This window comes from Flammeovirga pacifica (genome assembly GCF_000807855.2).
GTDB lineage: Bacteria > Bacteroidota > Bacteroidia > Cytophagales > Flammeovirgaceae > Flammeovirga > Flammeovirga pacifica.
The window spans coordinates 3,975,916-3,988,320 of record NZ_JRYR02000001.1 but is presented as its reverse complement, the minus strand read 5'-3'; the positions used below and the strand labels follow the sequence as shown (position 1 = coordinate 3,988,320).

10 protein-coding genes are annotated in these 12,405 nt (G+C 30.7%); 1 reads left to right on the top strand and 9 read right to left on the bottom strand.

What is annotated here, in order from left to right; translation table 11 throughout:
* Positions 1–10 precede the first annotated feature (10 nt).
* The 4 genes from NH26_RS15630 to thrC form a co-directional block, all read right to left on the bottom strand.
* A complete protein-coding gene (locus NH26_RS15630; RefSeq protein WP_044228258.1) occupies positions 11–1,129 on the bottom strand; it encodes an HlyD family secretion protein in 1,119 nt (372 codons plus the stop codon).
* Between the two features lie 24 nt (positions 1,130–1,153).
* Positions 1,154–1,531 (bottom strand): DUF3302 domain-containing protein, encoded by a 378-nt coding sequence (locus NH26_RS15625; RefSeq protein WP_044228255.1) that lies wholly within the window; start codon positions 1,529–1,531, stop codon positions 1,154–1,156.
* Between the two features lie 333 nt (positions 1,532–1,864).
* Entirely contained in the window at positions 1,865–2,893 is a 1,029-nt protein-coding gene (locus tag NH26_RS15620) for an AraC family transcriptional regulator (protein WP_158021949.1), read from the bottom strand.
* 102 nt (positions 2,894–2,995) lie between these two features.
* Positions 2,996–4,336 carry a threonine synthase gene (thrC, locus tag NH26_RS15615; RefSeq protein ID WP_317040986.1) on the bottom strand — a complete coding sequence of 447 codons (1,341 nt, stop codon included), beginning with the start codon at positions 4,334–4,336 and terminating at the stop codon, positions 2,996–2,998.
* Between the two features lie 207 nt (positions 4,337–4,543).
* On the opposite strand from thrC, the gene NH26_RS15610 reads away from it, so the two are divergent.
* A complete protein-coding gene (locus NH26_RS15610) occupies positions 4,544–6,781 on the top strand; it encodes a caspase family protein (RefSeq protein ID WP_044228250.1) in 2,238 nt (745 codons plus the stop codon).
* Positions 6,782–7,049: 268 nt separating this feature from the next.
* On the opposite strand, the gene NH26_RS25865 is transcribed toward NH26_RS15610, so the two are convergent.
* The 5 genes from NH26_RS25865 to NH26_RS15580 form a co-directional block, all read right to left on the bottom strand.
* Complete coding sequence (locus tag NH26_RS25865) at positions 7,050–7,301, bottom strand: metalloprotease family protein (RefSeq protein ID WP_139263115.1); 252 nt, start codon at positions 7,299–7,301, stop codon at positions 7,050–7,052.
* A 396-nt stretch (positions 7,302–7,697) separates the two neighbouring features.
* Complete coding sequence (locus NH26_RS25860) at positions 7,698–8,186, bottom strand: CPBP family glutamic-type intramembrane protease (RefSeq protein WP_158021948.1); 489 nt, start codon at positions 8,184–8,186, stop codon at positions 7,698–7,700.
* A gap of 383 nt (positions 8,187–8,569) precedes the next feature.
* The gene (locus NH26_RS15590) at positions 8,570–8,833 is read right to left on the bottom strand and encodes a hypothetical protein (RefSeq protein ID WP_044228242.1); all 264 of its coding nucleotides are present in this window, start codon (positions 8,831–8,833) and stop codon (positions 8,570–8,572) included.
* A 455-nt stretch (positions 8,834–9,288) separates the two neighbouring features.
* On the bottom strand, positions 9,289–9,690 hold the full coding sequence (locus NH26_RS15585; RefSeq protein ID WP_044228239.1) for a nucleoside 2-deoxyribosyltransferase: 402 nt from the start codon (positions 9,688–9,690) through the stop codon (positions 9,289–9,291).
* A 71-nt stretch (positions 9,691–9,761) separates the two neighbouring features.
* Positions 9,762–12,374, bottom strand: coding sequence for a carboxypeptidase regulatory-like domain-containing protein (locus NH26_RS15580; protein WP_044228235.1), 2,613 nt, complete (start codon positions 12,372–12,374; stop codon positions 9,762–9,764).
* Between the last annotated feature and the right edge of the window lie 31 nt (positions 12,375–12,405).

Sequence of the window (12,405 nt, the reverse complement as noted above, 5' to 3'; positions counted from 1 at the left end):
GATGTTTCTTTTAGTGTGCTTTTAAAATCAAGTAATTGAATTTCGAAGACAAACGGATCATCACTTTTCTAATGATGTAGAACGGTTGTGTTTGTGATGTATACACAGCCACTGAACCATTTGCTCCCATTGGAATATTATTTTCCTCAGATGAAAATTTCACAAAGTACTTCCCTTGCTTTTGAATATTTTGATCCATAGTAGGAATCTTTCCCGAAGGTAATAATTGACCTCTACTTGATGCCCAAACGATAGACTCAATTTTACCATTAATGATTTCACCTGGTCTAGTCACAAAAGCTAAATCAACTTCATCTCCTTCCTTCATCTTATGCAATTCGTTTTGATCAAACGATGCGATAATATTTTGTTTCCCCTCAACCAATGTCATTAAATCTGTAAGAGGTAATGCCATTGCACCAGGGCGTAATTGTAAATTAACAACAGTAGCATCAATTGGAGATTTTACTACCGTTTGCTCCAAATCCCATTCTGCTTTTTCTAACTTAGCAGTCAGTTCAGCTACAGAAACTTGTTCTCCTTTATACTCTGCTTTAATTGTTGCTAAAATAGAAGCTTCTTGTGCCTTTAATTGCATTAATTGTGCTTCTAATTGCTTTACATTATTTTGAGCTTGTTCTAAATCAAAACGATTACCAGCATTGGCATCTACTAACTCTTGAAACTGGCGTTCACGGGTTCTTTGTAAATCTAATTGAGCTTCTACTGCTTTTCTATTGGCACGAACAGCATCTACATTTTTATATTGAACACTAACTGTTGCTCTTGCTTTTTCGATAGAGGCTTCTAGACCTTCAATTTGGGCAAGAAATGGCTTTTGTTCTATTAAGAAAAGGGTGTCTCCTTTTAAAATTGAAGAGTTTTCTTGAACAAATATCTTTTCTACTCTACCTCTAACATTGGATTTTACTTGAACAGATTTATTGTATACCCTAACATCATCAGAGGAAGGCATATAAATATTCATAGCTAACACTAAGGCTGTTATACCAACTACAGGTATTATAAAAACAATTAATTTGGAAGTGGTATTCCACGCAATCAGTTTAAATTTGATAAATACTAACCAAACGATTAAACAGTATACTATTAATATTAAATCTACCATGAGAAATTATTTTTTGGGATTGAATTAAGCTACTTCTTTTACGGGTTCCTCTTTAGAGTTTCCAAAAGAAGACTCTTGAGTTTGATAAAATTGCATTGGATTAGAATAGGCCCAAATAAGTGCAATTGGCCATAGCATTCCACCCATCACTAGAGATAAAAGACACATCATGTGGATAGAATCTTGTTGAGGGTGATTTCTCTTTTTTGCAATTTCCTCTGGGATAACATGAATTTTCCAGAATACCCAAGCAAATACTACAGGAACTACACAAATCACAACCCAAGACATAATCTCAGCTACAGAATTTACTTTTTCTGGGCTCACCATAGCATGAGCATTTGTTGGTAACGTCGCTAGAATCGACATCATGATAACAGAAAGGGTAGTTATTTTTTTCATATCAGTGAAGTAAAAGATTAATGAGGCATAAATAGAATTATAAATGAATAAATATTGATCAAAATAATTCCGCTTTATTTATTTCCTCGATAAGTAATTGATTCACTTCAAATGTAACACAAGCTTAAACAAAATAATTATTCAAAATATCAAATGTTATTATGCGATTGTTCACTTGATTATTGTTAAGCTTTAATGATTTATATTTACAAATTAACCACACTAAATACTGATTTTTAATACTATATAAGACATTCTTATCAAAAATGACTTATCAAAAAAACAATAACAATAACACAATCTATTGATTAGTTCTTATTGTTTATACATAAACTACTTTGATTTAACAAAACCTCCAAAGGTATCTGAATACCCTCCATTTTTAAACTTACTCGGAGTAATACCATTTTCTTTTTTAAATAAATTGGTAAAGTGAGTCACTGAATTATACCCTACCATATTAGCTACTTCAGCAATACTTAAACTAGTTGTCATTAGTAATGATTTTGCTTTAGTCATTCTTAGATGTTTGATATAATCATACATAGAATACTTAAAATAATCTTTGAATAAATGATGGAGTTTAGTTTTTGAAAACCCTATTCTTTTACACAATTGCCCTACAGTTATTTCATTACTCAAATTCTCTTTGATGTACTCTTCTAAATCATCTAACTTTTGTTGAATTTCTTTTTCAAAAGAATACTTACCTGAATCTAATTCTGTAAACCTGTATAATACTTCAGAAACAATCATTAGAACTACTCCCTTATAAATGGGCCTTCTTAACTCATCAGAGTAACTCCTTGACATCAATTGTTCTAATGTTTTTTCAAAATTGACTCCATATTCCATCTTCTTAAAAAATGTCCTGTTGGACTCCAAGCTGACATTAAAATAAGGATGAAGGTTTAGAAAATCTTGGAAATTTCTTTTTAACCACTGATCACCTACAAAAATAGTCATAAACGTATGTTGAATATTTGAAGGAAACTTCCCCATTATAGAGGAATTGTCAGAGTATAAATAGATATTTTTTTTCTCAGAGAGAGATTTCCCTGGTAAATCACTTATCACAGTTCCGTCGGGATAACCTTGAAAAGCAAACTCGAAAACATAATATTTGAGGCCTTTATTATTTCCATACTCTTTAAAAACAATGTCCTGATTAAGTAAAATATCAGAATATCGAATAAATAAGCCTTCTTCTATGTTTATTATTTCTAAGTGAACTTTACCAATCTCCTCGTTATCGAATAATATTTTTTTCCGATCTCCCTTAAGTTCATAATTTAATTGTGGAGCTACTTCGTTAATCCAATTATCTCGATCAAACACTTCTACAACTAATTGATCCTTCATCATTATCTATTTCATCTAATTATTCAATAATGAAGTTACAAAAAAAAACTCCTTCTATGTAAACATAAAAGGAGTTCAGAGTATAGATGTGATAATACTATGCTAAACTGTTGCTGTTACAGCAGCTAACAAGTATTTTTTAAATTGCTTGAAGTCCGCTTCCAATAAGGTAGCTTTTTTAGGACGATCAATAATTTCTTGTAACCTTTGAGGGATCTCTAATTTCTTATTGATTACTGGCTCTACAATTTCAACAAATTTAACTGGATGAGCAGTAGATAAGAATACACCCGCAGTCTTTTTACCTACTTCTTCTTTGTCCATGTAATCTTTAAGTGCCTGATATCCGATTGCTGAATGAGGACACATTACATAATTTGTTTGATCGTATACCTCTTTCATTGTCTTACGAGTTTCCTCGTCATCGAAATAAGCACCAGCCACTCTTTTTTGTAACTTCTCAAAAGAATTATCATTTAATTCTAATAAACGTGGGAAGTTAGATGGATCTCCTACATCCATAGCATTTGAAATAGTCGCTACAGATGGACGAGGTTGGAATATTTCTGTTTTAAGGTAAACTGGTACAACTTTATTGGCATTTGTTGCTGCAATAAATTGTTCTACTTTTAATCCCATTTTATTAGCGATAAGACCACCACACAAGTTACCGAAGTTACCTGAAGGAGTACAGAAAATCACTTTTTTAAATCCTTCTTTCTTTAACTGTGCAAATGCATTAAAGTAATAGAAAGACTGAGGAATTAGTCTACTTATATTGATAGAGTTCGCTGATGTTAAATTCAACGCCTCTGAAAGTTCTTTATCTAAGAATGCTTCTTTCACCAATCTCTGACAATCATCGAAAGTACCTTCAATTTCAACTGCCTTGATGTTTCCGCCATTAGTTGTCAATTGTTGTTCTTGGATCGGGCTTACTTTTCCTTTAGGATAAAGGATAGTAACTTGAATACCTTCTACGCCAAAGAAACCTTGTGCTACTGCACTACCTGTATCTCCAGAAGTAGCCACCAAAATATGAAGCTTTTCTCCTTTTTCTAAGAAGTAAGACATCAAACGAGCCATAAATCTTGCTCCAAAATCTTTGAATGCAAGTGTTGGTCCGTGGAATAACTCCAAAGAATAAATCTGATCTACTACCTTTACAATAGGTGCATCAAAATTAACTGCTTCGTCTACAATCCTACGAATTTCTTCAGAAGGAACATCTTCACCTAATAAAGTATTAGTTACTTCATAAGCAATGTCTTGAAACGATAGTTTTTCGATATTATCAAAAAACTCCTGAGGTAATTTAGCAATCATCTCAGGCATATATAACCCGTTATCTTCAGGTAATCCTTTAAATAAGGCTTTCTTTAAGCTAGCCTCTTCGGCTTGTCGTTTAGTACTATAATAGATCATCTTACTCTCTTTTCGCACTCCTACAATTTTTCGATTTTCAATAAGAATGAATGGGTGTTTATTGAAAATATCATAAGCAAATATACGTATTTTCTAAAATATCTCAACAAAACGTAAGGTTTAATAATCTTTTTACAATGAAATTTACCTTATTACCGTTATTTTTTTTTGTAATTTAGATGTTTCAAACAATTTGATTTAAAATTGTGATATTCCTGATTCCTTATGAAAAACTATTCTACCTTATACATATTAACTATATTCTTGGCATTTTCATTCCAAGTAGAAGCCAAAAAAATTGCTCTTGTTATTGGTATTGACACCTATGTCCCAACAGAACAGGTGGCTCAAAAAATTACTTGGAAAAATCTAAATGGTGCAGTTAGAGATGCCAACGCAATGGCCAATGTACTCAAATGTAAATATCAGTTTGATGAGATACGTTTACTAGATGCGCCTAATAAAACCACTATGGCTGAGCTAAAAGCCTCGTTCCAATGGTTGGTTGATCAATCTAAAAAAGGAGACATTGTATTTGTTTATTATGCAGGGCATGGATCTCAAGTAGAAAATAGTCTTCATTTTGAGGCAGATAAAATGCAAGAGTGTATTGTACCTTCTGATGCCTACAAAGGAGATCAAAATTATATTTTAGATATTGAGCTTAATAAGTACTTTCTCGGTATCACAAAAAAACAAGCTAAACTAACGACAATTTTTGATAGTTGTCATAGTGGTTCTGTTTCTAGAGGAGCAAGTTCGGGAGCATCACCTGCCCCTGTGACAAGAAGTTTGAATTATACTTTTCCTGATATCAAATCAAAAGTAGCTAAAACAATACCGCCTTCTACACAAGGTGCATTAATCATTTCTGCTGCTCAAAATAACGAATTGGCTTCTGAAACAGTAAACCAAGAAGGTTTGCCACAAGGGGCATTTACAGATGCATTCTTAAAAGCGATCAATGCTTCTCCTGCTCAAGAAAATGTAGTCACTTTAGAAAAAAGAATTCGCTCTTTATTAAGGTTTAGTGGCAAAGCACAAACACCTACTTTTGAAGGAGATGAAAGTCGTATGAAAACCTCTTTATTTGGTGAAGTAGTTGCTACTTCTGACTCACCGTTATTCTTTGTAGAAAAAATTAACGGAACCAATGGGGAATTAAAAATACTAGGTGGAGCTGCTTTACAGTTAACAAAAGGAAGTATTCTGAGTGATGATAATGGCAATGAAATTGAAATTACCCTTTTAGACGGTATGACTAATTCCTATGCTAAAGTAACCAAAGGACAGCTTTCTAATATAAAAGAAGGAGATGCCTTCGAAATTAAAACCCTTGTACATAAAGGAACGGCTAATCTTAAAGTATTCCTTCCAACAAGTGAATTTACGGATGCACAATTAACTAACTATTCTAGCATCATTCATTCTTTATCTAGTTCGATGGCAATTGTTAAACCATGGGAAACACATCGTTTTACTTTGGCTTACCAGAAAACCAACGATCAATGGGTAATGACAGATCAAAATGCTAATCAAAGTACTGCTTCTTCTTTTGATCAGAAAAACTTAGAAAGCATGCTTAAAAAATTGGGTGGTACTAAAAAAGATCCTATCGCAATTCAACTTCCTTTATCAAAAAGTAAATCAGCAGCTGTTATAAAAGCATTAGAAGAGACATCAACTCAAATCACTTCTAATGAAAACGAAGCATTATATAATTTATCTGGTTTTGATAATCAAAATAATTTAGCCTACTCTTGGGTATTATTATCAGCTGATGCTTCTCAGGACAATGAAACTAGAACATTGCCTTTATATGCTGATCCTCAAAATGCATCATCAAGAAACTTTGTGTTTAATTTAGAAAGTCAAGCTCAAAAAATTGGTGCTGCTAAAAAGTGGATGACTCTTCAATCTCCATCAAAAATGGCCTTCCCTTACGATTTATGTCTTATCAATTTAGATAATAATGAAGTAATTGATGAAGGGAAAGTTTATGAGGGACAAAATATGAGATTGGCTTTTAAGAAAAATACACCTCTATTCTCTAATTGGAAAAAACAGAATATGTTCCTTTATGTATTTATTATCGATAACGATGGTGGAATGCAATTGGTACTACCGTACAACTTTTCGGATAATAAATCGGATAATATTTTAGAAGGTTATGCTAAAGATGTAGTGCCTGTCAATCTCGAAGGACAATATATTGATTTTACTGTTTCAGGGTCTGGTGTAGATAAAATGTTTCTACTTGCTTCTGAGGAAGCTATTCCAAATGCTGAAATGTTATTTAATGTGGATGGTGTTAGAAGTCAGTCTAGAGGAGAAACTCCCAACGCACTTTCTGATCTTCTAGGGAGTATCAATACCAACACTAGAGGTTTAAGCATGAAGCCGAGAAGAGTTGAGACGGTTTGGAGCATTAGTTCAAAAGTCTTTGAATCGTGTGAAAAATAAGTTTTTAGAATAACTAATAGTTTATAAATAAGGAAACCGTTGGGTTGATTTTTAAATCTCTCAACGGTTTTTTTCGTATTCTAAAGTTTTATTGATTTAAGGAAATTATAGTTGTATCCGTATCATCTGCAATAATTTTGACTTTACTATTCTTATTATAAATCAAATAAGAAATAAAATTAGCATTCAGTCGATAATGATAAATAGGATGACGTTTAGAAAAGGGAAAAATAGCTTTTGAGATGTTCCACTGTATTAGTTTGAGTTTTTAATATTCGATTATAATTTCTTCTCCTACATTTCTTAATTCAAAATTTGCTACATTATTTTGAATCACAAAATCAGAAAAGGCAAAATCACCTTTACTAAAGGTGAAATTTAATATAAGAATCGGTATAGTAAAAAAGCATAAATCGGCATTATATAAAATGGCAATTAGACAAAATAAACTTATCAAGATACATGGTAATAATGCAATAAAAAGATACTGATAACCGTTTACTTTTTTTTGTAGTAACATAAAATAATAATTGTCCCTTTACTTTACCTATATATGCATCTTTTTTCCATAGAATTAAATACCCTAAATAGTGTATTAATTCATGTATGACAATTAATAATGAAAAAGAAAAAAATATAGAAAAACCTAAAAAAGTAACTGGTAAGAATTGACCATTCATAAAAAGGATCAAAGCATAAACAAAAAGAATTATAAATATTAATACACCAACTTTCTCAAAGAGTATTAGTGATTTTATAAATAGATTTTTGTTAGTAAATCTGTTTTTCACAAATTCTTGTACTTCTGAATGGTGTATTTTGATATTCTGTTTTGTCATTCTAATAGAAATAAAACTTCATAGATTTCAGCTCACAGACATAAAATTTGTAGTATCATTATTTTTATCATTACCCCTTAAATAAAGACTAATAGATTAAATAGTGAATGAATTAGTAAATTATACTTCATACCAAAACGTATTCTTATGATTGCAAAAATATAACCCATGAAGGAAATAGAAATTATATAAAAAATTAAATATGGATAATATTCAATTAATGTAAATTGATCCTGATTAAAATTACTTAAATGAACCAAACCAAATAATACTGAAGAATATAAAATGTTATTCTCATTCCATACATATCGTTTAGTTAAAACAAAATAATAAACAGCCGGTGATATAATTATAGCATAAATACAAAATAGAAGATAACTTAACGTACCAATAGAAAAAATCATTTTGGTAATTATCAATAAAACAGTTGCTACAAAAAGAGAAAAACTAATAACGGCAGTATATTTCTTTTTATCTAAAAAATAACGGAAAGTGAATTCTTCTTTTAAGGGAGCCCACACAGTACCTAATAACAAAATAGTTGCATAACTATATTCTCCATACATAAAATTGTTATTCTCCTGTCCTAAAAAATGAACGAGATATATCCCTTTAATAAAACTAAAAAATATAAAGAAAAATAATATTTTGAATATCAAAAAAAATGTTTCAGAACGATCTAATTTTGCTAAATAAGATGAATTAAAATACTTTATCATGGATTTTCCTAATGATATGTCTAACAATAAATAAACTCTATTTTCATAGAATTTCAATAAAAACAGAGTTTTCCGATTATAAAATAAAAAGAGCTGCTAACCCTAATATTGTCGCTGCAGTTTTGCATACTGTGCAGCTTACCTTCCAACTGTATAACCGTCATTCATATTGTATCCTCCATTAATTAATTGGAGTTCTTCATTTTTTAACTTTATCATAGATAATTATTTTACATTCCAGCTATTAAACCATCCATAAAACCAAAAATAAATGTTCCAATTGGACCAACAGCATCTCCATACCCTGAGACACCTGAATGATACATATTACCTACATTAACCTCTCGAACTTCCTCTTCCAAAAAAGAAATATCATTCAAATAATCTTCATAATTTTTAGTCAGAAAATATCCTCTGTGAATTAACTTATTCCTAATTAAATTTAATAATTGATGATGTTTTAGAAAGAATTTTTTCTTGAAGAATAACTCCATAGTATCCAATACAAGTAAAATTTGACCTTTCTCTACATTAGAATTATCAAAAATTTTAATATCAAGTACTTTTTCCGTTAAAGGAGATTGTAATTGAAATTTTTCATGTACAGGACGTACAATGCCATAAGATTGTACCGTTATTGGTACTTTAATTATAGGTAGACACCCTAAAAAAATACAAAAAAAAACAATCTGATATAAATTGATTTTGAAGTTTTGTTTAGTTCAGAATAATAGTTGGGCATCATTACCTTAACCAGCTCAGAAGGTAAGAATTTCATTTTTAAATCATTAAACAGTATAATTTATTACAAAATCAAAAATTGTTAATGAATTTAAATAAATCAAAGAAAGAATAAAGTATTATATAATACTACAACTTAAATACTATTTTTTCTTACTTTTTTACAACAACTTAAAAAGAATCTATTCTATAAAGACTAAAACCATTTTTATCCCATACTTTCAAACACCCCATCAATCAACCCTTTCACCTCTTCCAAAGTTTCATACTTAAACGTCTTAAAATCTTGGCACCCCGAAATCATTGCTGACGTTTTTTCTCCTCGGTAAAAACAATAAATCGGTTTTTTCATTTCCAAACCTCTACCAATTTCATATCCTACACCTAAAGAGGGAACAGTCACATCAGCTATAATCACATCAGATGCGGTAAGCCATGCCATATCCTGATCATGAATTTGAACATCCGATAGGTTGTCTTCTTGCAAATCCATCTGACCAATATGTTCTGTCAAGACCTCGCCATAATTTTTAAGGTGAGCAATAATCTCTTGATATAATTGGGCATCTTGTCTTCCTCCTCGGATAGCACCAGAAAAGTAAATTTTCATTGTTTTTTTGATTAATGTTAGAGCTTAAAGCTACATAATTTTTAAACTTCCTTTCTTTTAATCATCAATTATTAAAAACCAAACCTCACTTTTGCCATCACTTGTCTCGGTCTTAGGTAAAAATACGTTTGGTTACTTTGATATACATTCATGGTTGTTTGATTATAATATTGATGATCAAGTAGATTTTGCCCTATTACTATTACACTTGTTTTCTTATTAAATTTATATTGATAGGAAAAATCAACATACAAAAATTGATTTTCAAGAAAAGTATGATCAATCCATTTATTGATCCATTTTATCAAGTGCCTTTTCTTTGAAAATTGAAGCTCAGCACCGATAATTTTCTGAGACCAATCTACCTGATTATAATCTTGATAGATGTTATTTGAAATATATTCGTTGTAATATGAAGAAAAAGTCAAGCCTTTAGCGATTGGAAAATCTATTGACACTTCCCAGCTTAAATGTTTATTCGTATTTCTATTCGCCACATCATTTAATATGACATTCTCTTCATTTTGTCCTACTTCAAAATCTCCTTCCAGTGTTGTTTTTAATCCCAGTAAGAACCAATCAAAATTTCCTTTCACTTTTTGATGTACACCTGTATTTTCATTAAATGATTGAGTCTCCATAAAAGCCACCCCATCTTCATTAATAACATAAGAACTAATCCAATCCTTATTGGTTAATTTGTATTCATAGTTCCCGTAAATATTAAGAGACAAAGCAATAAGTTCGTATCCAAATCCGCCATTAAAAAAATGCTCCTTTGTTTCTAATATTGGTATATGTTGTTGGTTGGCTTTATTGAAGTTACTGATAATAATACCACTATAGATTTGAGGTAATTCGGTAAAGTAATTATTAAAGTTATATCCTCCATTTAATTTCACCCCTAAAAAGTCATAACTGATGTAGGATACTGGCTCAAACACTATGCTATTTACTTCGCTCTTCTCTGATAAAATATGATTTTGTAAACTTCGTAGTTGCATCGATAAATTAGGAATTAAACTAAAATGTAATTTTTTAAATCTATAATCTATCGATGGAGATATCTTTGGAATAAATGACATATAGTTTAAGTCATTCTTATATAATATAGCATCCTCTTCTGTAGTGTTTGGAAGTGTAGAAGTAAGCTGCCTCCAATCATAATTTAAACTTAACTTTGTATTAAAAGTAAGGTTTTTCCATTGCTTAATCACATGAGTACCTACATAAGATTTAAAGTGATCTTGATGTGTTTCTTGCTGTATGGAAGTCAATGTATTTTGTGAGGGTAAATTAATGAGTGGACCGCCTTTAAAATTCAATTGCTCAGGAGAATTCGTATATTCTGCATAAACATTCATCTTATAATAACTATTACCTAGTTTGATTACCTTAGTAAGCTTGTTTCCTACGTTATAAAAATTCTTTGATGATGTTTGAGGTATTAATTCTTCGTTCTGATAAAATTGAGAATTCTCTTTACTATCCAAAACTTTAAAATGAAAGCTATTTTTAAAATAGTTTTCATCTGAATTATGCTCGTAGGTTAATCTAGTTTTTAGATATTTATTTGTGAATGTCGATTTTTGAAGGTTATGTATAGCTAAGGTATCATTGGGTATAAAATAATAAGTATTCGATGATAAATCTTGAAACCTTGTGTCATGGTATGCATCAATATTGATCTTCAAATCACCCTTTCCTAGTCCTGTTAAATAATTAGTAGATGTACTATGTGTTTGATGATCGTTATATTCTGATTTCTTGAATAAAGAACTTTCTTGAGGAGTATTACCTAGTAAAAATGTAGGCTTACTTTCTATTAATCCAAACTCTAAAAAATCAAATAAATTAATACTACTAAAAGTACTCAACTCGTCTTGTCCACTATTTGAAGACGACAAAACATTTACTGTTTGATGCTTTTTATTAAATACCATTGGAGATGCCTTCGCAAACCAAATATAAGGTGCACCCCCACCCAATTCAGCATTACCTGTTACAGTAACTCCTTCTTTTAAAACAATATTAATGGCTGGATCAACAGAATGTACGACATCTGCTAACATTTTTATAGGTTGATGATCTTTTAATACTTCCACAGATGCTACCGCATTTTGAGGTAAGTTTTTAGAAGTAATACTGTACTGACTTCCCATTAAGTCTTTACCTTCCACATAAAATTTATTGATCGTTCTGCCTTGATAAGAAATAATTCCTTCATCGTTTATCTCAATACCCGGCATTCTTTGAAGTACATCACTTATTGATTCATCTCCTTCCTTAGCAAAAGATTCTACATTATAGTTTAAGGTATCTCCCTGTTCAGTAATTGGTTTAGATTGCACCTCCAGTTCTTTTAATATCATATCAGAAGGTGTCAACTGAAAATTAATTTCCTTACCATCATCAGAAAGTTTTATTACCTTTTCTGATAATTCAAAACCAAGAGACCGAACAGTCACTTTAACACTATCTTGCAATTCTTTTATTGATAGGTCGAAATATCCATTTTCATTAGAAATACTATACGAAAGCATTGTATTAGTGCTCAACTGATAAGCAATAATAGATGCTCCAATTATAGGTTCACCCTTTTCATTTTTGATAGTTCCCTTAATACTTTGTGAGAATGATTGAAAAGAATAAATGAATAAAAAAACCAATAAGATATTTCTCATTATCAAATGATTATTGAGTTAGTTTAAGCCG

Excerpts from the sequence above, each read along its gene's own strand:
- NH26_RS15630 (WP_044228258.1), bottom strand. The coding sequence starts at position 1,129 with ATGGTAGATTTAATATTAATAGTATACTGTTTAATCGTTTGGTTAGTA.
- NH26_RS15625 (WP_044228255.1), bottom strand. The coding sequence starts at position 1,531 with ATGAAAAAAATAACTACCCTTTCTGTTATCATGATGTCGATTCTAGCG.
- NH26_RS15620 (WP_158021949.1), bottom strand. The coding sequence starts at position 2,893 with ATGAAGGATCAATTAGTTGTAGAAGTGTTTGATCGAGATAATTGGATT.
- NH26_RS15610 (WP_044228250.1), top strand. The coding sequence starts at position 4,544 with ATGAAAAACTATTCTACCTTATACATATTAACTATATTCTTGGCATTT.
- NH26_RS25865 (WP_139263115.1), bottom strand. The coding sequence starts at position 7,301 with ATGTTACTACAAAAAAAAGTAAACGGTTATCAGTATCTTTTTATTGCA.
- NH26_RS25860 (WP_158021948.1), bottom strand. The coding sequence starts at position 8,186 with ATGTATGGAGAATATAGTTATGCAACTATTTTGTTATTAGGTACTGTG.
- NH26_RS15590 (WP_044228242.1), bottom strand. The coding sequence starts at position 8,833 with ATGGAGTTATTCTTCAAGAAAAAATTCTTTCTAAAACATCATCAATTA.
- NH26_RS15585 (WP_044228239.1), bottom strand. The coding sequence starts at position 9,690 with ATGAAAATTTACTTTTCTGGTGCTATCCGAGGAGGAAGACAAGATGCC.
- NH26_RS15580 (WP_044228235.1), bottom strand. The coding sequence starts at position 12,374 with ATGAGAAATATCTTATTGGTTTTTTTATTCATTTATTCTTTTCAATCA.